Origin of the sequence: Pseudomonas qingdaonensis, from assembly GCF_018398475.1 — a bacterium.
GTDB lineage: Bacteria > Pseudomonadota > Gammaproteobacteria > Pseudomonadales > Pseudomonadaceae > Aquipseudomonas > Aquipseudomonas palmensis.
In genome coordinates this window covers 5,150,927-5,175,069 of the sequence record NZ_CP074676.1, presented here as the reverse complement: position 1 = coordinate 5,175,069, position 24,143 = coordinate 5,150,927, and the positions used below count along the sequence as shown (strand labels likewise).

Here is a 24,143-nt window from a genome sequence, read left to right as displayed (position 1 = left end):
GATATTCGATGACATTGCCCCTGTTTCCACTCAATACCGTGCTGTTCCCCGGCTGCAAGCTCGACCTGCAGATCTTCGAGGCGCGTTACCTGGACATGATCGGCCGCTGCATGAAGCAGGGCGGCGGGTTCGGCGTGGTGTGCATCCTCGAAGGCGAGCAGGTGGGCAATGCCCCGTCGGGGTTCGCGACAATCGGCTGCGAGGCGTTGATACGCGACTTCCAGCAGCAGGACAACGGCCTGCTGGGCATTCGCGTCGAGGGTGTGCGGCGCTTCGATGTCGGCCCCTACGAGGTGCAGAAGGACCAACTGCTGCTGGCCGACGTGAACTGGCGCAGCGAACAGCCCGACGCCCCCCTGGAGGAGGACGATCACGACCTGCTGGCCTTGCTCGGCGCGCTGGGCGAGCACCCGATGGTGGCGGCACTGGACATGCCGGTCGAGGTCATCGGCCAGCAGGCACTGGCCAACCAGCTGGCCTACCTGCTGCCCTTCGAGGATGAAGACAAGCTCGACCTGCTGGCCATCGATTCACCCCGCCAGCGCCTGGACGCGATCCAGGCGCTGCTCGAGCGGCTGCAGGGCGAGTTGTTCGCCTAGGTCTCAGTACTGGTAGCGCAGCAGGGCATGGGGCAAGGCATGCAGGGCGAAGAACGCCAGGGTGCCGGCGCAGGCCGGCAGGATCAGCCACCACACCTTGAGCGGCATGGCGCCGAGCGGCTCGCGGTGCTGCACCAGGCTCAGGCTGGCGGCGCACACGCAGCAGGCCAGCAGCGAGCCGGCGAGGATGTCGGTGGGCCAGTGTGCACCCAGGTAGACCCTGGACAGGGCAATCGACATCGCCGGCAGGCACCCCAGCAGAATCCAGGTCAGGCGCATGCGTGGCGGCTGGCCACGACCGGCCAGCACCGCCAGCGTCAGAAAGAACGCGAATGACGCCGAACTGTGGCCACTGGGCATGCTGTAGGAGGTCAGCGGGTCGCTGAGCACTTCGGGGCGCGCGCGGGCGAACAGCCACTTGAGTGTGCCGTTGGCCAGCGCCGTGCCCATCAGCGTGCAGGCGGCGAAGATCGCCGGGCGCCACTGCCGGCTCAGCAGCAGCAGGCCGGTGAGCACACCGCCCACCACGAACTGCGTACGGAAGTCGCCCAGGCGGGTGATCAGTACGATGGTGCCGTCCAGCGTGGCGCGGCGGTGTTCCTGCACCAGGGTCATCAGGCCCTGGTCGAAATCGTTCAGGTACGGCCAGCCGATGAACACCGCAGCCAGCATTACCAGGCTCAGGCCGGCGATCAGCCGTGTGCCGTAGCGCTTGCTGCGCAGGCTGGTGCTGATGCTCAGGCCGATCAATAGTGCGAGGCCGGCGGCGATGATGCCTGCTTCGGTCCAGAACCCTTCGGGCAGCGGCAGGCGCATGGCCGCGCCGGTGGCCCAGCCGGGCAGCAGGTAGGCCACCGCCCAGCCGGCACCTGCCAACAGGCTGACGGCGATGAAGCGTGGCAAGGGCATGTCGAACATGCCCGCCACCATCGGCAGCATCGGCCGCAGCGGGCCGATGAAGCGCCCCACCAGCAGGCTGGCGATGCCATAGCGCTGGAAGTAGCTCTCGGCGCTGCCGATCCATTCGGGGTGGTGGCGCAGCAGCGGCAGGCGCCGGATGTTCTGGTGGAAGCGCCGGCCCAGGGTGTAGGAAATCGCGTCGCCCAGCAGCCCGCCCAGAAAGCCCAGCAGCAGGGTTTCGCTCAGGCCCAGTGCGCCGCTGCCGGCGAGAACCGCCACGGCGAACAGCAGGATGGTGCCGGGCACGATGAGCCCGGCGATGGCCAGGCATTCGACGCAGGCCACGATGAAGATTGCCAGGCCGAGCCATTGCGGGTTCGCGGTCAGCCAGCCGGTCAGGCTGTCGAGCCATGGGCCCATGGTGTCAGTTTCCTTGTGTCAGTAAGAAATAGTCGCGGCCTTCGACTTGCCCACGGCGCAGTGGGTTCCGGGTGCAGTGCGCGGCGAAGTCGGCGTCGACGAAACGGTAGGGCAGATGTTCGTCGCGCCCTTGGGGAATGCCCAGGCGTGTGGTCTGAATAATGTGTTTCACGGTTATGCCGCAGTCTTCGACGAACAGCCGCTCGGGGTCGAAGCGCTGGGCGTCCCAGTGCGGGACTTTCAGCCCCAGGGCCTTGCACAGCAGGGTCTGGCCGGCACACAGGCGCTGGTCGGCGCGCGGCTGGCCGCTGGCGTCGGGGTTGTTCAGCTGCATCTGCGCCAGGCTGTTGTGGTCGCTGACGGCATCCACCCAGGGGTAGGCCGACTTGATCAGCACCGCGTTGCCGGGGCCGTGGGCGCTGAAGTTGAGCGAATCGCCGCCACGGGCGTAGTACATGTAGATGTGGCCGCCGTCGAGGAACAGGGCCTTGCGTTTTTCGGTGTAGCCCAGCGAGGCGTGGCTGCCCTTGTCGGTGACGTAATAGGCTTCGGTCTCGATGATGCGCGCCGACAGCCACAGCTCGCCCTGACGATGGCGGATTACCTTGCCGAGCAGGGCCTTGGCCAGGGTCTGGGCGTCGCGGTCGAAGAAGCTGTCGGGGAGGGCCCGGGGCGGGCAGGGGGCGAATTCGGTCATGGGCGCGATAATAGCAATTTATGGTCCGGGTCGGCGGTGGGGCTTTGCTGGAGCCGGCCTTGCCGGCGAAGGGACGCGCTACGGTACATCTTCATACACTGTTTTCGACCATCCGCCTGACACCGCTGGGCGTATACCTGCATGACAGTTATAATCAGCCGATTTTCCCCTCCGCCAAGACACTGAGCCCATGACTGAGTCCGTTCTTGACTACATGACCCGCCTGGGTCGCGCCGCCCGTGAGGCCGCGCGCGTGATTGCCCGCGCCAGCACCGCGCAGAAGAACCGCGCCCTGCACGCTGCCGCCAATGCCCTGGACGCCGCCCGCGCCGAGCTGGGTGCCGCCAACGAACTGGACCTGGCTGCCGGTCGCGCCAATGGTCTGGAGCCGGCCATGCTCGAGCGCCTGGCGCTGACCCCGGCCCGCATCGACGGCATGATCGTCGGCCTGCGCCAGGTGGCCAGCCTGCCGGACCCGGTCGGTGCCATCCGCGACATGAGCTATCGCCCCTCCGGCATCCAGGTCGGCAAGATGCGCGTACCGCTGGGCGTCATCGGCATCATCTACGAGTCGCGCCCCAACGTGACCATCGACGCTGCCAGCCTGTGCCTGAAGTCGGGCAACGCCACCATCCTGCGTGGCGGCTCCGAAGCCATTCATTCCAACCGTGCCATTGCCGCCTGCATCCAGCGCGGCCTGGCCGAGGCCGACCTGCCCGCGGCGGTGGTGCAGGTGGTCGAGGTTACCGACCGCGAGGCGGTGGGCGCGCTGATCAGCATGCCCGAGTACGTCGACGTGATCGTGCCCCGTGGCGGCAAGGGCCTGATCGAACGGGTCAGCCGCGACGCACGGGTGCCGGTGATCAAGCACCTGGACGGCATCTGCCACGTGTACGTGGCCGAGCACGCCGAGCTGGACAAGGCCCAACGCATCGCCTTCAACGCCAAGACCTATCGCTACGGCATCTGCGGCGCCATGGAAACCCTGCTGGTCGACCAGTCGGTCGCCGCGGCGTTCCTGCCGGCGATGGCCAGCCAGTTTCGCGACAAGGGCGTGGAGCTGCGGGGCTGCGAGCGCACCCGGCAGATCATCGAGGCACTGCCGGCCAGCGAAGACGACTGGAGCACCGAGTACCTGGCGGCGATTCTGTCGATTCGCGTGGTCGATGGCCTGGATGCGGCCATCGAGCACATCAACCACTATGGTTCGCACCATACCGATTCGATCGTCACCGAACACCAGGGTCAGGCCCGGCGCTTTACCGCCGAGGTCGACTCCTCGTCGGTGATGATCAACACCCCGACGTGCTTTGCCGACGGCTTCGAGTACGGCCTGGGGGCCGAGATCGGCATCTCCACCGACAAGCTGCACGCACGCGGCCCGGTCGGCCTGGAAGGGCTGACCTGCGAGAAGTACGTGGTGATCGGTGACGGCCAGCTGCGCGGTCAGGAGTCGTTCTGACCTTGGCCGAGCACAGCCCGCTCGCCGTTGCTGCCACGCCGTCGCCCGCCCGGCGCATCGGCGTGCTCGGCGGCACGTTCGATCCGGTGCACATCGGTCACCTGCGCAGTGCGCTGGAGGTGGCCGAGGTGCTGACGCTGGACGAACTGCGCCTGATGCCCAATGCGCGCCCGCCGCACCGCGACATGCCGCAGGTGTCGGCGCAGGATCGCCTGGCCATGGTCGAGCGCGCGGTCGAGGGCGTGCCCCTGCTGAGCGTCGATGCGCGTGAGCTGGCCCGGGACAAGCCGTCCTACACCATCGATACGCTGGAGCTGATGCGCGCCGAAATGGCCGCTGACGACCAGTTGTTCCTGCTGCTGGGCTGGGACGCATTCTGCGGCCTGCCGAGCTGGCATCGCTGGGAAGAGTTGTTGCAACACTGTCATATCCTGGTGCTTCAGCGCCCGGATGCCGACGTCGAGTCGCCGGATGCCCTGCGCAACTTGCTGGCCGCACGTTCGGTGAGTGACCCGCAAGCCCTGCAGGGGCCGGCCGGGCACATAGCATTCGTCTGGCAGACACCCTTGTCGGTGTCGGCCACGCAGATCCGACAGCTGCTGGCCAGCGGCAAGTCGGTGCGGTTTCTGGTGCCGGACGCAGTACTGGCCTATATCGATGCGCACGGCCTGTACCGTGTGCCGAACTGAGTGCGCCAACGGCGCCTCATACCTACGAGTTGAATGAGTTTTATATGAGCAAGCAAGAAATGATTAAAGGCGAAGAGCTGGTCAAGGTCGCGGTAGCTGCCCTTGAAGACGTCAAGGCCCAGGACGTCCTGGTCATCGACGTTCGCGACAAGCAGAGCATCACCGACTACATGATCATCGCCACCGGTACCTCCAACCGCCAGATCAGCGCGATGCTGGACAAGGTCCGCCAGATGGTCAAGGAGAAGGGCGTTCGTCCGCTGGGCGAAGAAGGCAAGGGCGACAGCGACTGGGTGCTGCTGGACCTGGACGACGTCATCGTGCACATGATGACCGCCTCGGCCCGTCAGTTCTACGACCTGGAGCGCCTGTGGAAAGGTGCCGAGCAGAGCCGTGCCGCCGATGGCAAGCACCACAGCCCGGAGCACACCCACGAGCACTTCGCCAAGCTCAACAAAGACCAGGAATAAGATAGCCCCGTGCGTCTGCGTCTGATCGCGGTCGGCTCGCGCATGCCCAAATGGGTCGAGGACGGTTGGCATGAATATGCCAAGCGCCTGCCTTCGGAGCTGTCCCTGGAGCTGGTGGAGATACCGCTCAACACGCGCGGCAAGAATGCCGACGTTGCCCGCCTGATCCGTCAGGAGGGCGAGGCCATGCTGGCCAAGGTCCAGCCGGGCGAGCGTATCGTCACCCTCGAGGTGCACGGCAAGCCGTGGAGCACCGAACAGCTGGCGGTCGAACTGGACCGCTGGCGCCTCGACTCGCGTACCGTCAACTTCATGGTCGGCGGCCCCGAAGGGCTGGCGCCGGAAGTCTGTGCGCGGGCCGAGCAGCGCTGGTCGCTGTCGCCGCTGACCTTGCCGCACCCGTTGGTAAGGATACTGATCGGCGAACAGCTGTACCGCGCCTGGACCGTGTTGTCCGGGCACCCTTACCACAAATAGTCGTAAGCCTTTTCAATGTCGCAGCCGATTCGCCTCAAGGACCACGAGAAAGACGCCCGCCTGGTGCGTAGCCGCGTCGTGGTCGGCGCAGTCGCGATCGTGCTGCTGATTTGCGTGCTGATCGCCCGGCTGTACTACCTGCAGGTCATTCAGTACGACTACCACTCCACGCTGTCGGAGAACAACCGGGTGCATGTGCAGCCGATCCCGCCGACACGCGGGCTGATCTTCGACCGCAACGGGGTGATCGTCGCCGACAACCGGCCAAGCTTCAGCCTGACCATGACCCGCGAGCGTTCCGGTGACTGGCAGCAGGTGCTCGATTCCATCGTCGAGGTGCTGGAGCTGACCGAGGACGACCGGGCACTGTTCGAAAAACGCATGCGCCAGGGGCGTCGGCCCTTCGAGCCGGTACCGATCCTGTTCGAGCTGACCGAAGAGCAGATCGCCCGGATAGCGGTGAACCAGTTCCGTCTGCCGGGTGTGGAGGTGGCGGCGCAGCTGGTACGCCATTACCCGCAGGGTGCGCACTTTGCGCATTCGGTCGGCTATGTGGGGCGCATCAACGAAAAAGAGCTCAAGTCCCTCGACCCGGTCAACTACAGTGGCACCCACCATATCGGCAAGACCGGTATCGAGCGCTTCTACGAAGCCGAGCTGCATGGCCAGGTCGGCTACGAAGAGGTCGAGACCAACGCCCGTGGCCGGGTGCTGCGGGTGCTCAAGCGTACCGATCCGATCCCCGGCAAGGACATCGTCCTGAGCCTGGACATCAAGCTGCAGGAAGCCGCCGAAGCGGCGCTGGGCGGTCGTCGTGGCGCGATCGTGGCGCTCGACCCGAACACAGGTGAAGTGCTGGCGATGGTCAGTCAGCCGAGCTTCGACCCCAACCCCTTCGTCACCGGCATCAGCTTCAAGGCCTATGCCGAGCTGCGCGACTCGATCGACCGCCCGCTGTTCAACCGCGTACTGCGCGGCCTGTATCCGCCGGGGTCGACGATCAAGCCGGCAGTGGCCATCGTCGGCCTGGACACCGGCGCGGTCACGGCCACCTCGCGGGTGTTCGACCCGGGCTACTACCAACTGCCCAACTATGACCACAAGTACCGCAACTGGAACCGCACCGGCGATGGCTGGGTCGACCTCGACACGGCGATCATGCGTTCCAACGACACCTATTTCTACGACCTGGCGCACAAGGTCGGCATCGACCGGCTTTCGGCCTACATGAACCGCTTCGGCATCGGCCAGAAGGTCGCGCTGGACATGTTCGAGGAATCCTCCGGGCTGATGCCGTCGCGTGACTGGAAGCGCGCGACCCGGCGCCAGGCCTGGTTCCCCGGCGAGACACTGATCCTCGGCATCGGCCAGGGCTACATGCAGGCCACGCCGCTGCAACTGGCCCAGGCCACCGCGCTGATCGCCAGCAAGGGCAAGTGGAACCGCCCGCACCTGGCCAAGACCGTCGAGGGCGTGCGCCCGGTGGACGAGAACCCGATGGAAGACATCGTGCTGCGTGACAAGGCCGACTGGAACAGGGTCACCCACGGCATGGAGATGGTGATGCACGGTGCCCGTGGTACCGCGCGCAAGGCCGCCATCGGCGCGCAGTACCGCATCGCCGGCAAGAGTGGTACCGCGCAGGTGGTCGCGATCAAGCAGGGCGAGAAGTATGACCGCAACAAGGTGCAGGAGCGTCACCGCGACCACGCCCTGTTCGTGTCCTTCGCCCCGGCCGAAAACCCGAAGATCGTGGTGTCGGTGATGGTCGAGAACGGCGAGTCCGGCTCCGGCGTGGCCGCCCCCGTGGTGCGCCAGGTGATGGACGCCTGGCTGCTCGACCAGAACGGTCGCCTCAAGCCTGAATACGCCAACCCCGCGGGCGCCCCGACCAATGTGTCGGTGACCACCCCGGCCGCCCCGCCAGCCAACCCTACAACCGCGCAGGAAACGGCCCGTGAAGAGTAATTTCGATCGCATGCTCTCCAGCGAGGACGTGATGCGCCGCCGCGCCAGCTTCCTGCAGCGCATCCACGTCGACGGCCCGCTGCTGGTGCTGCTGCTGACCCTGGCCGCCGGCAGCCTGTTCGTGCTGTATTCGGCCAGCGGCAAGAACTGGGACATGCTGCTCAAGCAGGCGTCCTCGTTCGGCCTGGGCCTGGTGTCGATGTTCGTCATCGCCCAGCTGGAGCCACGCTTCATGGCGCGCTGGGTGCCACTGGCGTACGTCGGCGGGGTGATCCTGCTGGTGGTGGTGGACGTGATGGGCCACAACGCCATGGGCGCCACGCGCTGGATCAACATCCCCGGGGTGATCCGCTTCCAGCCGTCGGAGTTCATGAAGATCATCATGCCGGCGACCATCGCCTGGTACCTGGCCAAGCGCACCCTGCCGCCGCACCTCAAGCACGTGATGATCAGCCTGATCCTGATCGGTGTGCCGTTCATTCTCATCGTGCGCCAGCCCGACCTGGGCACCGCGTTGCTGATCCTGGCCTCGGGCGCGTTCGTGCTGTTCATGGGCGGGCTGCGCTGGCGCTGGATCCTCAGCGTGCTGGCGGCGGCAGTGCCGGTGGCGGTGGCGATGTGGTTCTTCGTCATGCACGACTACCAGAAGCAGCGCGTGCTGACCTTCCTCGACCCGGAAAGCGACCCGTTGGGCACCGGCTGGAACATCATCCAGTCCAAGGCGGCGATCGGCTCGGGTGGGGTATTCGGCAAGGGTTGGCTGCTCGGCACCCAGTCGCACTTGGACTTTCTGCCCGAGAGCCACACCGACTTCATCATCGCCGTGCTCGGCGAGGAATTCGGCCTGGTGGGCATCTGCGCGCTGCTGCTGATCTACCTGCTGCTGATCGGTCGCGGCCTGGTGATCACGGCCCAGGCGCAGACGCTGTACGGCAAGCTGCTGGCCGGCAGCCTGACCATGACCTTCTTCGTATACGTGTTCGTCAATATCGGTATGGTGAGCGGCCTGTTGCCCGTGGTGGGTGTGCCGCTGCCCTTCATCAGCTATGGCGGAACTTCGCTCGTGACGCTGCTGTCAGCGTTTGGGGTTTTGATGTCGATCCACACGCACCGCAAATGGATCGCGCAGGTTTGAATAAGGTGAACAATTCAATGCAAGCAATGCGTGGCTGGGTGGCTCGCTGTGCCCCCTGGGTCGGGCTGTTGGGGCTGCTGGCCCCAGGTCAGCAGGCGAGTGCCGCCGATTATGACGGCTCGCCCCAGGTGGCCGAGTTCGTCGGCGAGATGACCCGCGACTACGGCTTTGCCGGCGAGCAACTGATGGCGGTGTTTCGCGAGGCGCAGCGCAAGCAGTCGATCCTGGATGCGATCTCGCGCCCGGCCGAGCGGGTCAAGCCGTGGAAGGAATACCGGCCGATGTTCATCACCGACGCGCGTATCGCCCGCGGTGTGGACTTCTGGCGCCAGCACGAGGCCACCCTGGCGCGCGCCGAAAAGGAATACGGCGTGCCTGCCCAGGTGATCGTGGCGATCATCGGCGTGGAGACCTTCTTTGGCCGCAACACCGGCAATTACCGGGTGATCGACGCGCTGTCGACCCTGGGCTTCGATTACCCGCCGCGGGCCGAGTTCTTCCGCAAGGAGCTGCGCGAGTTCCTGCTGCTGGCCCGCGAAGAACAGGTCGACCCGCTGACCCTCAAGGGCTCGTACGCCGGCGCCATGGGCCTGCCGCAGTTCATGCCCAGCAGCTTTCGCGCCTATGCCGTGGACTTCGACGGCGACGGCCACATCAACATCTGGACCAACCCGGACGATGCCATCGGCAGCGTGGCCAGCTACTTCAAGCGCCATGGCTGGGTGGCCGGCGAGGGCGTGGTCAGCCGCGCCCAGGTGCGTGGCGAACGTGTCGACGAGGGCCTGAGCCCGGGTATCGAGGCGGTCAAGACCGTCGCGCAGTTGCGGGCACTGGGCTGGTCGAGTCATGATGCGCTGCGCGATGATCTGCCGGTCACCGCCTTCCGGCTCGAAGGCGACAACGGCCCGGAATACTGGCTGGGCCTGAAGAATTTCTACGCGATCACTCGCTACAACCGCAGCGTGATGTACGCCATGGCGGTACATCAACTCTCGGATCAGCTGGTCCAGGCAAGGGGCGCCAGGTAATGCGCGTACTGTTTACTGACACATCTCTCAAACTGATCGGTTGCGCGGCCCTGGGCCTGTTGCTGGTCAGCTGCTCCTCCAGCCGCCCGACGCCGCAAGGTGGCAGCAACGTGGTTCGCGCCAAGCCGGGCCTGGACATCAACCGGGCCCACAAGGACGGCGCGCCGTGGTGGGACGTGGATGTCTCGAAGATCCCCGACGCCACCCCAACGGTGCACACCGGCAACTACAAGGCCAACCCCTACACGGTGCTGGGCAAGACCTACTTCCCGATCCAGGACTCGCGCAACTACCGCGCCGAGGGCACGGCGTCGTGGTACGGCACCAAGTTCCACGGGCAGAACACCGCCAATGGCGAGGTGTATGACCTGTACGGCATGAGTGCGGCGCACAAGACCCTGCCACTGCCGGCCTACGTCAAGGTGACCAACCTGGACAACCAGCGCAGCGTGATCCTGCGGGTCAACGACCGTGGCCCATTCTATTCGGACCGCATCATCGACCTGTCCTACGCCGCGGCGAAGAAGCTCGGCTACGCCGAAACCGGTACCGCCCGGGTGCGCGTCGAGGGCATCGACCCGCAGCAATGGTGGGCCCAGCGCGGTCAGCAGGCGCCGATGGTGCTCAACCAGCCCCAGGTGGCCCAGACCCAGCCGCTGCCGGCCAGTACCGGCACCGTCGAGCAATGGACCCCGCCGCCGCAGCAGCACGCGGCGGCCGTGGTGCCGGTGCAGGTTGCCAACAACGGCAGCGGGCCGGCCAGCAATGGTCTTTACTTGCAGGTCGGCGCGTTCGCCAACCCGGATGCGGCCGAACTGCTGCGCTCCAAGCTCAGCGGCATGGTCAGCGCGCCGGTGTTCATCAGTTCCATCGTGCGCAACCAGCAGACCCTGCACCGCGTGCGCCTGGGGCCGATCAACAGCCAGGGCGAGGCCCAGCAGATGCAGGACAGCGTGCGCCTGGCCAACCTGGGGCAACCCAAAGTCGTCACGGCAGACTGATCGGGGGGACTGATCGGTTTGTCATGCAGTCGGGCAGAGCAGCCATGTACAATGGCCGTTTTGCTCGCCAGGCCCAGCGCCTGGAATACGTTTTGCCCGCGAGGGCATGAGCCCAATAGCCATTTCGAGAGACGGATGAACATAACCAGCTTTGCCAAACGCCTTTGCCTGCTTGTACCGCTGATGATCGCTCCTGCCGCTTTCGCGGCAGAGCAGATGATGCCGTCGCCGCCGCAACTGGCAGCCAAGTCCTACGTGCTCATGGAAGCCTCCAGCGGCAACATCCTGGTCGAGAACAATGGCGACCAGCGCCTGCCTCCGGCGAGCCTGACCAAGCTGATGACCGCCTACATCGCCACCCTGGACATCCGTCGCGGGCAGATCGGCGAGAACGATCCGGTCACCGTCAGCGAAAACGCCTGGCGTACCGGCGGTTCGCGCATGTTCATCAAGGTCGGCACCCAGGTCAGCGTCAGCGACCTGCTGCACGGCATCATCATCCAGTCGGGCAACGACGCCAGCGTCGCCCTGGCCGAGCACATTGCCGGCAGTGAGGACGCCTTCGCCGACATGATGAACAAGACTGCCACCGACCTGGGCATGAGCAACAGCCACTTCATGAACCCCACCGGCCTGCCGAACCCCGAGCACTACTCCTCGGCGCACGACATGGCGGTGCTGGCACGGGCGATCATCCACGAGGATCCGGCGCACTACGCGATCTACTCGCAGAAGGAATTCTTCTGGAACAACATCAAGCAGCCCAACCGCAACCTGCTGCTGTGGCGCGACAAGACCGTCGACGGCCTGAAGACCGGCCACACCGACGAGGCGGGCTACTGCATGGTGTCCTCGGCAGTACGTGACGGCATGCGCCTGATCGCCGTGGTGTTCGGTACCAACAGCGAGCAATCGCGCGCTGCCGAAACCCAGAAGCTGCTGACCTACGGTTTCCGCTTCTTCGAGACCCAGACCTTCTACCAGAAGGGCACCGAACTGGCCCAGGCGCCGGTGTGGAAGGGCAAGACAGCCCAGGTCAAGGCAGGTCTTGCCGAAGACCTGAGCATGACTTTGCCTAAAGGCCAATTGAAGAAGCTGGCTGCAAGCATGACCATGAACCCGCAGCTGACCGCGCCCATCGCCAAAGGTGACGTGATCGGTAAAGTGGAAGTCAAACTGGATGACAATGTGGTACACAGCGCCGACCTGATCGCGCTGGACGACGTGGAGGAAGGTGGTTTCCTGCGTCGTGCGTGGGATAGCATTCGGCTATTCTTCTACGGGCTGTTCAACTGATATCGTGACCTGCCATGCCCCCGCACACTCACGCGGGGGCATTGTTGTTGCCACGGCTTACGAGGCCGTTACTGCCATGACCGAACCAGACGTCAAGTCGCACAAGATCGAATTCCCCTGCGCCGATTACCCGATCAAGATAATCGGCGACACCGTGGTCCATTTCAGGGACACGGTGATCGAGATTCTCAAGAAATACGCCGAGGTCGACCTCAAGACCCTGGCCGAGCGCCAGAGCAAGGAAGGCAAGTACACCACGGTGCAGCTGCACATCATTGCCACCAGTGAAGACCAGTTGCAGAACATCAACAGTGCCCTGCGCGCGACCGGAATCGTGAAAATGGTGCTCTGATGTCGGCCAGCCTCGGCTTTCGCGACCTCGGCCTGCTGCCTTACACGGCCGTGCTCGAGGCCATGCGTCGGTTCACCGACCAGCGTGGCCCGGGCACGGCCGATGAAGTGTGGCTGGTTGAACACCCGCCGGTGTTCACCCAGGGCCAGGCCGGCAAGGCCGAGCACCTGCTGCTGCCGGGAGATATCCCGGTGGTGCAGACCGACCGCGGTGGCCAGGTGACCTACCATGGGCCGGGTCAGCTGGTGGCCTACCTGTTGCTCGATGTACGCCGCCTGGGCTTTGGCGTGCGTGACCTGGTCAGCCGCATGGAGCGCTGCCTGATCGAGCTGCTGGGCAGTTATGGCGTCGAGGCGGCGGCCAAGCCCGACGCGCCTGGCGTCTACGTCGACGGGGCGAAGATCGCCTCCCTCGGCTTGCGCATTCGCAATGGCTGTTCTTTCCATGGCCTTGCCTTGAACGTGGACATGGACCTTGCGCCATTCCGCCGGATTAACCCCTGCGGGTATGCGGGGCTGGCCATGACCCAGCTGCGCGATCAGGCAGGCCCGATCGAACTCACCGAGGTAAGGGCAAGGCTGCGCGGGCAGCTGGTCAAGCACCTCGACTATGCTGAGCAGACGACCCTTGCGGGCGGAATCGACTGAATATGAATACTGTTGTGCAAGAACCGCAGCAAACCCTTATTCCCACTCAGGACGTCAGCGCGCGCCCGGCCCCACGGCCCAAGGTCGAAGCTGGCGTCAAGCTGCGTGGCGCCGAAAAGGTTGCACGTATCCCGGTCAAGATCATCCCGACCGAGGAACTGCCGAAAAAACCTGACTGGATCCGCGTGCGCATCCCGGTGTCGCCGGAAGTCGACCGCATCAAGCAGCTGCTGCGCAAGCACAAGCTGCACAGCGTTTGCGAAGAGGCTTCCTGCCCGAACCTGGGCGAGTGCTTCTCGGGTGGCACCGCCACCTTCATGATCATGGGTGACATCTGCACCCGTCGCTGCCCGTTCTGCGACGTCGGCCACGGCCGGCCCAAAGCGCTGGATGTCGACGAGCCGATGAACCTGGCCGTGGCCATCGCCGACCTGCGCCTGAAGTACGTGGTGATCACCTCGGTGGACCGCGACGACCTGCGTGACGGCGGTGCCCAGCACTTTGCCGACTGCCTGCGCGAGATCCGCAAGCTGTCGCCGGGCGTGCAGCTGGAAACCCTGGTGCCGGACTACCGCGGACGCATGGACGTGGCACTGGCGATCACGGCCCAAGAGCCGCCGGATGTGTTCAACCACAACCTGGAAACCGTGCCGCGCCTGTACAAGGCCGCGCGTCCGGGTTCGGACTACCAGTGGTCGCTAACCCTGCTGCAGAAGTTCAAGGAGCTGGTGCCGCACGTACCGACCAAGTCCGGCCTGATGCTGGGCCTGGGCGAGACCGACGAGGAAGTGATCGAGGTGATGCATCGCATGCGCGAGCACAACATCGACATGCTGACCCTGGGCCAGTACCTGCAGCCATCGCGCAGCCACTTGCCGGTGCAGCGTTTCGTGCACCCGGACACCTTCGCCTGGTTCGCCGAGGAAGGCTACAAGATGGGCTTCAAGAACGTCGCCTCGGGCCCGCTGGTGCGTTCGTCGTACCATGCCGACCAACAGGCGCACGAGGCCAAGATCAAGCTGTGACCGGCGTGTGACTGGCTGAAAAAAGGCCCCCGTACCAGCGATGGTACGGGGGCCTTTTTGTTGATGGCTTCACTGGCTTCTTCGCCGGCAAGGCCGGCTCCTACAGGCTGTGGGAGCCGGCCTTGCCGTCGCGCTGTCAGCGCTTGCGCAGGCTTTCCAGCAGCTTGTGCGTCGGGTAGCCATCGGCCGGCCAGCCCTGCGCCTGCTGCGCACTGCGGATGGCCTTGCGCGTGTTGGCGCCGATGATCCCGTCTGCGGTGCCCGCGTCATAATTATTGGCGCTGAGCAGTTGCTGCAGCTCGATCCGCTCGCTGCGGCTCAGCGGCAGGTCATCCTTGGGCCACGACCCGCGAATGAAGCCCGAGTTGTCGAAGCGTTCCGCCAGCAGGCTTACGGCCAGCGCATAGGACGACGAGTTGTTGTACTTGAGGATCGCGCGGAAGTTGTCCAGCACCAGGAATGCCGGGCCACGGGCGCCCGCCGGCAGCAGCAGGGCGGCCGAGAGCTGTTCGGTACCGGCCGGGGCACGGGCACCGGCTGGCAGGGTCACACCCAGTTGCTGCCACTCGGCTACGCTCTTGCGCAGGCTGCCATCGGCCAGCCAGTAGTCGAAGCTGCCTGGCACCTGGACTTCGAAGCCCCAGGGCTCGCCACGTTTCCAGCCGGAGCTTTGCAGGTAGTGCGCGGTGGAGGCCAGCGCATCGGCCGAGCTCTTCCAGATGTCGCGGCGACCGTCGCCGTCGAAGTCCACGGCGTGGGTGTTGTAGGTGGTCGGGATGAACTGGGTCTGGCCCATTGCGCCGGCCCACGAACCCAGCATGGCCTCGGGCTGGATATCGCCGTTCTGCAGGATCTGCAGGGCCGCGATCAGCTGCGCCTGGGCAAATGCCGGGCGGCGTCCTTCATAGGCCAGGGTGGCCAGGGAGCGGATCACCGACTTGCTGCCCTGGAACTGGCCGAAGTTGCTCTCCATGCCCCATACCGACACCAGTACGCTGCGGTCCACGCCATAGCGTTGCTCCAGCTGGCTGAGCAGAACGGCATGCTGGTCGAGCAGCTTCTTGCCGTTGCGAACGCGCAGGGGCGACAGCGCGCCCTCGAGGTATTCCCACACCGGCCGGGTGAATTCGGGTTGGCTGCGGTCGGCCTTGATCACGTCCATGTCGGGGGTGATGCCGATGAACGCGCGGTCGAAGGTGGCCGGGGTGATGCCGGCCTGCAGGGCCTGCTGACGAAAGCCGGCTTGCCATTGGGCAAAGGTCTGCAGGGGCTGGATTTCCGGGCTGGCGTCGGTGTTCGGGGTGGGCAGGGTGACCACCGGGGCAGGTTGCGCGGGAGCCAGGGGCAGGGTGTCGGCGACGGTAGGTTGCTCGGCACAGGCGACGAGCAGGATAAGGCTGGAAGCTGCGGTCAGCTGGCGAAGTTGCCGGCGACGGGAGGGGCATAAGGGCATGCATGGGTCCAGGTATTTCAGGTCAGGTGACGACCATATCATGCCTGTGGGTTTCTTGCTTTCATGCGGCCAAAAAGTGAGAAGCCTCCCAATCTCTCGATTGGAAGGCTTCGCGGCGGTAGCTGCCTTTGCCTTTGCCGGCGGGTTCCTGACGGCTGCGGAACAAGGGCTGGGCGATGATCGATTTGGCCTTGTTGGGCCGGTGCTTTGCGGGCTTTTTGCTCATGGCAGAGGTCCTGCTCAGATGGGTGTGGGCGCAATATAGGCGCTGAACCCCTTGCAGGCAAGGGCAGAGCCGGCATTGCCGGCGATGGGCTGCGCAGCGGCCCCCAGAAGCTTCGCCGGTGCTGACCGTCAGGGGGGTTACTCGGCAGGCAATGCCAGCCGCTGACCCGCCATCAACAGCGACAGCCGCGACAGGCTCACCCAGGGCGAGCCCTGGGCCTGGCCCTTTATCTGCGCATCGATGCGCTGGGCATCCTGCAGCAGCTGCGCCCAGCGTTGCGCCGAGTAACGCTGCAGAGCCTTGCTCATCAAGGGCTTGCGCTTGTCCCACACTGGCGGGCGAGCCTGGCTGAACGCCTTGTCCAGCGGCACGCCCTGGGCGAACTGCTGGGCCAGGCCGGCCAGTACACGCAGCTCGCGCGCCAGTGCCCAGAGGATCACCGGTGGCTCGACCCCTTCGCCGCGCAGCCCCTCGAGCATGCGCAGCGCATGCGCGGCCTCGCCGTTGAGGATCGCATCGACCAGGCCAAACACGTCGAAACGTGCACTGTCGGCCACTGCTGCCTGCACGGTTTCCACGGTGATCGTGTTGCCATCGGCCAGCAGTTTGAGCTTTTCGATCTCCTGCGCTGCGGCCAGCAGGTTGCCTTCGACCCGTGCGGCGATCAGCTCCACCGCATCACGCTGGGCCGAGAGCCCGGCCTGGGCCAGGCGCTGGTTGATCCATTGCGGCAGCTGCTGGGTGTCGACCGGCCAGATCTGCACGAACTGCACCTGCTGGCCTTCGATCAGGGCCTTGCCCCACTTGGTCTTCTGCGCGCTGCCATCAAGCTTGGGCAGGCTGATCAGCAGCAGGGTGTCGTCGGCCGGGCGCGCACAGTATTCGATCAGTGCCGCCGCGCCCTTGTCGCCGGGCTTGCCCGATGGCAGGCGCAGCTCCAGCACACGCTTTTGCGCGAACAGCGACAGGCTGGCACCGGCCTGCAGCAGGGTGCCCCAGTCGAAGTTGGCGTCGGCGCTGAACACCTGGCGTTCGTCGAACCCTTGCTGGCGAGCCGCCAGGCGCACCGCATCGGCGGCTTCCTGGCACAGCAACGGGTCGTCGCCACTGATCACGTAGACCGGTGCGAGGTTGCCTTGCAGGTGTTTGGGCAGTTGGGCAGGTGTGAGCTTCATAGGACAGATAGACGGGGCGCCGAAGCGCCCCGTTCAGGCTCAGTTGGCCGGCAGTTCCAGCGGCGATTGCTGGGGGGTTGCATCTTGGGCACGGCGTGCAGCTTCAAGCGCCTGGGCTTCGGCCTTGGCCCGCTCATCGGCCTGCTGTTGCAGGCTATCGAGCTGCTCGGGGGTCAGTTGCTGCAGGCGCAGCACCATGCGCTGTACCAGCTCGCGACGAATCTCGTCACGGATCTGGCCGGCTTCCTGATCGGAACCGGTCAGGTTGTTGCTGTCGTGCACGTAGACCTTCTGCACTTCGATCTTGTCGTTCAGCAGGCTCAGGTTGTCCAGGCCCTTGATTTCGTAGCTAAGCTCGGTGGTCAGCTCGTACTCCACCGAACGGCCAGCGCCGGCATAGCTGGCTGCGCGCTGGTTTTCCTGTTCGTTGGTCAGGATCAGCTTGTACGGCGCACCTGTGTGCACGTTGACGCCGCTGGTTTGCAGTACCTGGCGCAGCTGGGTCACGGTTTCGCCATAGGCGTTGCGCGCGCTCAGGTCGATTTCCTTGAGGCTCAGCTCGGTGACACCAGTGCCGCGCAGCTGGAAACCGCAGGCGCTGAGCAGGACCGCCAGGCCCATCACCAGCAGATTGCGTTTGATCATCTTGTTGCTCCCTTGAACCTTGTAGGCGGTGCGGGCGCCATCAAGGCGCCCGTTGCTCTCAGTTGGCGACGATATTGACCAGCTTGCCAGGTACCACGATGACCTTGCGGATGCTCAGGCCTTCGGTGAAACGCAGCACGTTCTCGTTGCTGCGCGCGGCGGCCTCGATTTCTTCACGGCTGGCACCGGCCGGCATTTCGATGTGCCCGCGCAGCTTGCCGTTGACCTGGATGACCAGTTCGAGGGTGTCCTGCACCAGCGCGCTTTCGTCGACCGCCGGCCAGCCGGCATCGATGATGGCCTGGGTGTGGCCCAGGCGCTGCCACAGCTCGTGGCTGATGTGCGGGGTGATCGGCGCCAGTATCAGGGCCACGGTCTCCAGGCCTTCCTGGATCAGTGCACGGTCCAGGTCGGTGGCTTGCGAGGCCTTTTCCAGCACGTTCATCAGGGTCATCACCTGGGCGATGGCGGTGTTGAACTTGTTGTGCTGGCCCACGTCGATGCTGGCCTGGCGGATCGCCGAATGGGTGGCACGGCGTACCAGCTTCTGTGCGTCGTTCAGGTTGCCCAGCTCCAGCTTGCCCGGCAGGCCCTGGCCGACGTGGGCCTGGGCCAGGCGCCAGACGCGGCGCAGGAAGCGGTTGGCACCCTCGACGCCGGAGTCGGACCACTCCAGGCTCATGTCGGGCGGCGAAGCGAACATCATGAACAGGCGGCAGGTGTCGGCACCGTAGGCTTCGATCATCGATTGTGGGTCGACGCCGTTGTTCTTGGACTTGGACATCTTCTCGGTGCCGCCGATGATCACCGGCAGGCCGTCGGTCTTCAGGCGCGCACTGATGGCCTTGCCCTTGGCATCCAGCTCGACTTCGACGTCGGCCGGGTTGAACCAGTCCTGGCCGCCATTGCTGGCGACACGGTAGTAGGTGTCGGCCACGACCATGCCCTGGGTCAGCAGGTTCTTGAACGGCTCGTTGGAGGTGACCAGCCCTTCGTCGCGCATCAGCTTGTGGAAGAAGCGCGCGTACAGCAGGTGCAGGATCGCGTGCTCGATACCGCCGATGTATTGATCGACCGGCAGCCAGTGGTTGGCCGCCTTAGGGTCGACCAGGCCCTGGTCGTAGTTGGGCGAGGCATAACGGGCGAAGTACCAGGACGACTCGACGAAGGTGTCCATGGTGTCGGTTTCGCGCTTGGCCGGCTGGCCGCATTTCGGGCAGCTGCATTCGTAGAATTCAGGCAGGCGCGCCAGCGGCGAGCCGGCGCCGTCCGGAACCACGTTCTCCGGCAGGATGACCGGCAGTTGGTCTTCCGGCACCGGTACGTCGCCACAGGCGTCGCAATGGATGATCGGGATCGGGCAGCCCCAGTAGCGCTGGCGGCTGATGCCCCAGTCGCGCAGGCGGAACTGGGTGCGGGATTGGCCCAGGCCCTTGGTGATCAGGGCGGCTTCGATGGCATCGAAGGCGCCGGGGAAGTCCAGGCCGTCGAACGCGCCGGAGTTGATCAGCTGGCCGTGCTCGTTGTAGGCGGCCTGCCATTCGCTGCCCACTTGATCGCCGGCACTGGTGCGCACCACGGTCTTGATCGGCAGCTTGTACTTGGTGGCGAACTCGAAGTCGCGTTCGTCGTGGGCCGGTACGGCCATGACTGCGCCGTCGCCGTAGTGCATCAGCACGTAGTTGGCGACCCACACCGGGAGCTTCTCGCCGGTCAGCGGGTGCTCGACCAGCAGCGAAGTGGCCAGGCCCTTCTTCTCCTGGGTGGCGACGTCGGCTTCGGCAACGCTGCCGCTCTTGCACTCGTCTATGAACGCCTGCAGCTCAGGGTTGCCCTTGGCTGCGAGGGTCGCCAGCGGGTGCTCTGCGGCCACTGCCACGTAGGTGGCGCCCATCAGGGTGTCGGGGCGGGTGGTGAAGACTTTCAGCGTGCCCGCTTCGCCGATGCTGGCCTGGTCGTAGGGGAACTGCACTTCCATGCCGCGCGACTTGCCGATCCAGTTGCGCTGCATGGTCTTGACCTGTTCAGGCCAGCCCGGCAGCTCGTCGAGGCTTTCCAGCAGCTCGTCGGCGTAGGCGGTGATCTTGAAGTAGTACATCGGGATTTCGCGCTTTTCGATCAGCGCGCCGGAACGCCAGCCACGGCCGTCGATGACCTGCTCGTTGGCCAGTACGGTCTGGTCGGCCGGGTCCCAGTTCACGGTGCCGTTCTTGCGGTAAATCACGCCCTTTTCGAACAGGCGGGTGAACAGCCACTGCTCCCAGCGGTAGTAGTCCGGCTTGCAGGTGGTGATCTCGCGGGTCCAGTCGATCGCCAGGCCCAGGCTCTTGAGCTGGGTCTTCATGTAATCGATGTTTTCGTAGGTCCACTTGGCCGGTGCCACGTTGTTCTTCATCGCGGCGTTTTCCGCCGGCATGCCGAAGGCGTCCCAGCCCATTGGCTGCAGGACGTTCTTGCCGAGCATGCGCTGGTAGCGCGCGATCACGTCGCCGATGGTGTAGTTGCGCACGTGCCCCATGTGTAGCTTGCCGCTTGGGTAAGGGAACATCGACAGGCAGTAGTAGGTGTCCTTGCCTGGCTGTTCACTGACGTCAAAAGAGTGGTGCTCGTTCCAGTAAGACTGGGCGGCGGCTTCGATTTCGCGGGGCTGATAGAGTTCGTGCATGGCTACTTTGCGCTGAGAAATGGGAGACCTTATCCAGGCTGGTTCAAAACCGTTGTGCCCGGCAATCCGGTGTCAAGAGTGAACGCCGTAGCATACATGACCCCCGTCCATCGTGGGAAACCCTGATTGCACCGGATCGGCTGGCGTTCCGTTGGTCGCGGCAACGGGCTGGTTTTGGGAGTGCCGCTAAGCTGACGTGTGGGGGGAGATGAATCTTATCTTCAATGAGGTGAACGGATGGGAGAGTCGCAGCTGGAACCACTGAAGCCGGAGATTTACGAGCGGTTGCTCGATCGCCTGGGGCTTGCCCTGGATGTCGCCCGTACGGCCGCTCGATTGCGTGATGAAATGCCTGCCGAACTGGAACTGCGTGGCCTGAGCCGCGCCGAATTCGACGTGATCAGGGCCTATCTGGCGTCGTTGCCGGAGGGTGCGCCGGGTCGTGCCGAAGCGATGCAGCAAGCGCAGCCGCCGTCCAGGGCCAAGGTCGTCTGGCTCAAGCAGGCGGCGCGTTCCACCCACACGGCAAAGCCCGGAAAGCTGCACTGCAAATAGATAGGCAGTTGCCGGGCACAATCAGGCGCAGGCGGAGTGCGCCACTGGCACCATGATTCCCATTGATCGGCGCCTGGCGGCATTGTTGCCAGGCGCCGTTTGTCTGTAGCCTTGGGCATCCATGGAGGTGCCTGATGCCATTTCGCTATTTCATCAAACAACTGATCCTGCCGCCCGGCGTGCTGCTGTTGCTGCTGCTTGCAGCGTGGTGGCTGCGCCGGTCCTGGCCGCGTACCTCGCTGTTGTGTTTCATCGCCGGCCTGGGCGGGCTGTGGCTTATGAGCCTGCCGGTGGTGGTGGAGTTCGCGGCGCGCCAGCTGGAGCGTGTGCCGCCGCTTGCGCCGCAGCAGTGGCAGGCGCTGGCCGGGCAGGCCGACGCGATCGTGGTGCTGGGCGCCGGGCGCGAGCGCGGTGATCCGGCCTGGGGTGGGGCCGACCAGCCCACCGGCGTGGCACTGGAGCGTATGCGCTACGCGGCGCAACTGGCCAAGGCCAGCGGCCTGCCGCTGTTGACCAGCGGTGGGCTGCACTACGGTACGCCGCCGAGCGAGGCGCGATTGATGGCCGATTCGTTGCAGCGCGATTTCGACGTGCCGGTACGCTGGCTCGAAGAGCAGAGCCGTACCACCTGGGAGAACGCCCAGATGAGCGCCGCGCTGCTGTTGCCGCAGGGCGTGAAGCGTGTGGTGGTGGTCACCCAGGCCTGGCACATGCCGCGTGCGGTGTGGAGTTTCGAACAGGCGGGGTTCGACGTGGTGGCGGCGCCGGTTGGCTATCTGGGGCATGCCTATGCACGCCCGTTCGGCGGCTGGATGCCCGAGAGCCGCGCCATGTGGCAGAGCGGCCAACTGCTCAACGAAGCAGTCGGCCTGCTGGGTTATCGCCTGTTCTACTAGACCGTCTTGGCAATGCGGCTGGCCAGCAGGGCCCAGCCGAACAGGCCCAGGCACAGGAGGGTCAGCGGCCAGGAGCGCCAGTGCAGGTAGGGCGTGAGTTTCTGCATCGGCACCACTTCACCGTAGAGGATGCCGCGTTCGAACTGCGGAATCTGCGCGGTGATCTTGCCGAACGGGTCGATCAGGCCGGTGACGCCGTTGTTGGTGGCGCGGATCATCCAGCGCCCGGCTTCCAGCGCGCGCATCTGCGCCATCTGCAGGTGCTGGATGGGGCCGATCGACTTGCCGAACCAGGTGTCATTGCTGATGGTCAGCAGGATGTCGCTCTTGGCGGCAAGGCTGGCGGCCAGTTCCGGGTAGACCACTTCGTAGCAGATCATCGGCGCCAGGTGGTAGCCCTTGGCCTGCAGCATGGCCTGGTCTTCGGGGCCGCGGGCGAAGTCCGACATCGGCAGGTCGAAGAAGGCGATCAGGCCACGCAGCATGTCCTGCAGGGGCACGTACTCGCCAAAGGGCACCAGCTTCTGCTTGAGGTAGGTGCCGTCACCCTCGCCGACCACGGTGATGCCGTTGTAGTAGCGCCGCTGCTGGTGCACCACCTCACGTACCGGCACACCCGTGATCAGCGCCGAATGCCGGTCAGTGGCGAAGCTGCCCATCATGTCCAGGTAGCCCTGGGCTTGCTCCTTGAGCACCGGCACTGCGGTTTCGGGCCACACGATCAGGTCCACGGGCCGGGAACTGAAGCTCATGTCGCGGTACAGCGCCAGTTGCCGGTTGAGCTGCTCGGGGTCCCACTTCAGTTCCTGCTCGATGTTGCCCTGGATTGCCGCGACCTTCAGCGGCTCGCCCGAAGGTACGGTCCAGGCATGGCCCTTGAGCGCCAGGCCGATGATCCACGGGGCGAACAGCAGCAGCGCGCCGATGGCCATGAAGCCCTTGCGCTCGCGCAGGCGATGCAGGTTGCACAGCAGGGCGGCGGTCAGGGCCAGGGTGAAGGACACCAGCCACATGCCGCCCAGCGGGGCCAGGCCCGCCAGCGGACCGTCCAGCTGACTGTAGCCGGCATAGAGCCACGGGAAACCGGTGAGAAACCAGCCGCGGAACGCCTCCTGGCCCACCCACAGGGCGGCAAAGCACAGCGCGTCGGCCAGCGGTGCTTCAGGGCGGCGCAGCCAGCGCGCCCACAGCCAGGCCGGCAGGGCGAAAAACCACGCGATGGCGGCGAAGAACAGCAGCATCAGGCCGCCGGCCAGCAGCGCCGAGGCGCCGCCGTAGTCGTGGATACTGACGTAGATCCACCAGGTGCCGGCACCGAACAGGCCGAAGCCGTAGCACCAGCCGCGCCACAGCGCCTGGCGCGGGCTCAGCTCGCGCAGGCCGAGGTAGAACAGCGCCAGCGACAGCAGCGACAGCGACCAGATGTCGAACGGGGCCAGGCTCAGCGGGGTGAGGGCGCCGGCCGCCACGGCCAGCAGGTTACCGGGCCAGCCGGGGCGGGTGATCCAGCGCATGGTTGTCCTTAACGGGTGATGGGGGTCAGGCGCAGCAGGTGAATCCGGCGGCTGTCGGCATTGAGGATGCGAAAGCGGTACGGGCCGATCTCGGTGGTTTCGTTGCGCTTGGGCAGGTGGCCGAAGGCGCTCATGACCAGGCCGCCGACGGTGTCGAACTCGTCGTCGGAGAACTCGCTGTCGAAGAACGCATTGAAGTTCTCGATCGGCGTCAGGGCCTTGATCAGGAAGTCGCCGCTGGGCAGCGGCTTGATGTAGCTGTCTTCCTCGACGTCATGCTCGTCCTCGATGTCGCCGACGATCTGCTCCAGCACGTCCTCGATGGTTACCAGGCCCGCCACGCCGCCGTATTCGTCGATGACGATGGCCATGTGGTTGTGGTTGGCGCGAAACTCGCGCAGCAGCACGTTCAGGCGCTTGGACTCGGGCACGAAGGTGGCCGGGCGCAGCAGGTCCTTGATGTTGAAGCTGTCTCCGTTCTCCTTGAGGATCAGTGGCAACAGGTCCTTGGCCAGCAATACGCCAAGCACGTCGTCGTGGCTCTCGCCGACCACCGGGTAGCGCGAATGCGCGGCGTCGATCACTGCCGGCAGGAACTCGCGCGGGGTCTGCGACGCCTTGATGCTGATCATCTGCGAGCGCGGCACCATGATGTCGCGCACCTGCAGGTCGGCGACCTGGATCGCACCTTCGACGATGGTCAGGGCCTCGCTGTCGAGCAGCTTGTTCTGGTGCGCTTCGCGCAGCAGCTCGAGGAGCTCCTGGCGGTTTTTCGGCTCATGGGCAAAAGCCTGGGTCAGTTTGCCCAGCCAGGACTTTTGCCCGTTGCTCGATCGATCTTCGCTCAT

At 65.2% G+C, this 24,143-nt stretch carries 24 protein-coding genes; 15 read left to right on the top strand and 9 right to left on the bottom strand.

Annotation, left to right across the window (positions count from 1 at the left end; translation table 11 throughout):
• The first annotated feature begins 8 nt into the window (after positions 1–8).
• The gene (locus KH389_RS23660; RefSeq protein WP_043863910.1) at positions 9–599 is read left to right on the top strand and encodes an LON peptidase substrate-binding domain-containing protein; all 591 of its coding nucleotides are present in this window, start codon (positions 9–11) and stop codon (positions 597–599) included.
• A 3-nt stretch (positions 600–602) separates the two neighbouring features.
• Here KH389_RS23660 and KH389_RS23655 read toward each other — a convergent pair whose 3' ends face one another.
• Together KH389_RS23655 and KH389_RS23650 are read right to left on the bottom strand one after the other, a co-directional pair.
• Positions 603–1,919, bottom strand: a complete 1,317-nt coding sequence (locus KH389_RS23655; RefSeq protein ID WP_054916340.1) for a bifunctional DedA family/phosphatase PAP2 family protein — start codon at positions 1,917–1,919, stop codon at positions 603–605.
• Positions 1,920–1,923: 4 nt separating this feature from the next.
• Positions 1,924–2,616, bottom strand: coding sequence for a DNA-3-methyladenine glycosylase (locus KH389_RS23650; RefSeq protein ID WP_043863908.1), 693 nt, complete (start codon positions 2,614–2,616; stop codon positions 1,924–1,926).
• 190 nt (positions 2,617–2,806) lie between these two features.
• On the opposite strand from KH389_RS23650, the gene KH389_RS23645 reads away from it, so the two are divergent.
• The 12 genes from KH389_RS23645 (at position 2,807) to lipA (ending at position 14,166) form a co-directional block, all read left to right on the top strand.
• Positions 2,807–4,078: a glutamate-5-semialdehyde dehydrogenase gene (locus KH389_RS23645; protein ID WP_043863907.1), complete on the top strand. Its 1,272-nt coding sequence runs from the start codon at positions 2,807–2,809 to the stop codon at positions 4,076–4,078.
• 2 nt (positions 4,079–4,080) lie between these two features.
• Positions 4,081–4,767, top strand: coding sequence for a nicotinate-nucleotide adenylyltransferase (nadD, locus tag KH389_RS23640; protein WP_043863906.1), 687 nt, complete (start codon positions 4,081–4,083; stop codon positions 4,765–4,767).
• Positions 4,768–4,811: 44 nt separating this feature from the next.
• Positions 4,812–5,237 (top strand): ribosome silencing factor, encoded by a 426-nt coding sequence (rsfS, locus tag KH389_RS23635; protein ID WP_088514344.1) that lies wholly within the window; start codon positions 4,812–4,814, stop codon positions 5,235–5,237.
• Between the two features lie 9 nt (positions 5,238–5,246).
• Positions 5,247–5,714 carry a 23S rRNA (pseudouridine(1915)-N(3))-methyltransferase RlmH gene (gene rlmH, locus KH389_RS23630; protein WP_010222895.1) on the top strand — a complete coding sequence of 156 codons (468 nt, stop codon included), beginning with the start codon at positions 5,247–5,249 and terminating at the stop codon, positions 5,712–5,714.
• Positions 5,715–5,729: 15 nt separating this feature from the next.
• Entirely contained in the window at positions 5,730–7,682 is a 1,953-nt protein-coding gene (mrdA, locus tag KH389_RS23625) for a penicillin-binding protein 2 (RefSeq protein WP_054916341.1), read from the top strand.
• Between the two features lie 31 nt (positions 7,683–7,713).
• The gene (gene rodA, locus KH389_RS23620) at positions 7,714–8,817 is read left to right on the top strand and encodes a rod shape-determining protein RodA (protein ID WP_043863944.1); all 1,104 of its coding nucleotides are present in this window, start codon (positions 7,714–7,716) and stop codon (positions 8,815–8,817) included.
• Positions 8,818–8,834: 17 nt separating this feature from the next.
• Positions 8,835–9,845 (top strand): lytic murein transglycosylase B, encoded by a 1,011-nt coding sequence (gene mltB, locus KH389_RS23615; protein WP_043863903.1) that lies wholly within the window; start codon positions 8,835–8,837, stop codon positions 9,843–9,845.
• The gene (locus KH389_RS23610; protein WP_043863902.1) at positions 9,845–10,846 is read left to right on the top strand and encodes a septal ring lytic transglycosylase RlpA family protein; all 1,002 of its coding nucleotides are present in this window, start codon (positions 9,845–9,847) and stop codon (positions 10,844–10,846) included. Before mltB ends, KH389_RS23610 begins: the two co-directional genes overlap by 1 nt.
• Positions 10,847–10,981: 135 nt before the next feature.
• On the top strand, positions 10,982–12,142 hold the full coding sequence (locus KH389_RS23605) for a D-alanyl-D-alanine carboxypeptidase family protein (protein ID WP_043863901.1): 1,161 nt from the start codon (positions 10,982–10,984) through the stop codon (positions 12,140–12,142).
• 76 nt (positions 12,143–12,218) lie between these two features.
• Complete coding sequence (locus tag KH389_RS23600) at positions 12,219–12,494, top strand: DUF493 domain-containing protein (protein WP_043863900.1); 276 nt, start codon at positions 12,219–12,221, stop codon at positions 12,492–12,494.
• Positions 12,494–13,141, top strand: coding sequence for a lipoyl(octanoyl) transferase LipB (gene lipB / locus KH389_RS23595; protein WP_043863899.1), 648 nt, complete (start codon positions 12,494–12,496; stop codon positions 13,139–13,141). Before KH389_RS23600 ends, lipB begins: the two co-directional genes overlap by 1 nt.
• A 2-nt stretch (positions 13,142–13,143) precedes the next feature.
• Positions 13,144–14,166: a lipoyl synthase gene (gene lipA / locus KH389_RS23590; RefSeq protein ID WP_043863898.1), complete on the top strand. Its 1,023-nt coding sequence runs from the start codon at positions 13,144–13,146 to the stop codon at positions 14,164–14,166.
• Between the two features lie 136 nt (positions 14,167–14,302).
• Here the strand turns inward: lipA and KH389_RS23585 are convergent, their stop codons facing one another.
• The 5 genes from KH389_RS23585 to leuS form a co-directional block, all read right to left on the bottom strand.
• Positions 14,303–15,619: a lytic murein transglycosylase gene (locus KH389_RS23585; protein WP_043863897.1), complete on the bottom strand. Its 1,317-nt coding sequence runs from the start codon at positions 15,617–15,619 to the stop codon at positions 14,303–14,305.
• A 61-nt stretch (positions 15,620–15,680) separates the two neighbouring features.
• Positions 15,681–15,845 (bottom strand): alternative ribosome rescue factor ArfA, encoded by a 165-nt coding sequence (gene arfA, locus KH389_RS23580; RefSeq protein ID WP_054916343.1) that lies wholly within the window; start codon positions 15,843–15,845, stop codon positions 15,681–15,683.
• Between the two features lie 137 nt (positions 15,846–15,982).
• Positions 15,983–17,020, bottom strand: coding sequence for a DNA polymerase III subunit delta (gene holA, locus KH389_RS23575; protein ID WP_043863896.1), 1,038 nt, complete (start codon positions 17,018–17,020; stop codon positions 15,983–15,985).
• A gap of 39 nt (positions 17,021–17,059) precedes the next feature.
• Positions 17,060–17,665 (bottom strand): LPS-assembly lipoprotein LptE, encoded by a 606-nt coding sequence (locus tag KH389_RS23570; RefSeq protein WP_054916345.1) that lies wholly within the window; start codon positions 17,663–17,665, stop codon positions 17,060–17,062.
• Positions 17,666–17,723: 58 nt separating this feature from the next.
• Positions 17,724–20,330, bottom strand: a complete 2,607-nt coding sequence (gene leuS / locus KH389_RS23565; protein WP_054916346.1) for a leucine--tRNA ligase — start codon at positions 20,328–20,330, stop codon at positions 17,724–17,726.
• Between the two features lie 237 nt (positions 20,331–20,567).
• Here leuS and KH389_RS23560 point away from each other — a divergent pair, with 237 nt between their 5' ends.
• Entirely contained in the window at positions 20,568–20,885 is a 318-nt protein-coding gene (locus KH389_RS23560; protein WP_043863893.1) for a hypothetical protein, read from the top strand.
• A gap of 134 nt (positions 20,886–21,019) precedes the next feature.
• Positions 21,020–21,781, top strand: coding sequence for a YdcF family protein (locus KH389_RS23555; RefSeq protein ID WP_058540592.1), 762 nt, complete (start codon positions 21,020–21,022; stop codon positions 21,779–21,781).
• Here KH389_RS23555 and lnt read toward each other — a convergent pair.
• Positions 21,778–23,295 carry an apolipoprotein N-acyltransferase gene (gene lnt / locus KH389_RS23550; RefSeq protein ID WP_043863891.1) on the bottom strand — a complete coding sequence of 506 codons (1,518 nt, stop codon included), beginning with the start codon at positions 23,293–23,295 and terminating at the stop codon, positions 21,778–21,780. The genes KH389_RS23555 and lnt overlap by 4 nt on opposite strands.
• Positions 23,296–23,303: 8 nt before the next feature.
• On the bottom strand, positions 23,304–24,143 hold the full coding sequence (locus KH389_RS23545; RefSeq protein ID WP_043863890.1) for an HlyC/CorC family transporter: 840 nt from the start codon (positions 24,141–24,143) through the stop codon (positions 23,304–23,306).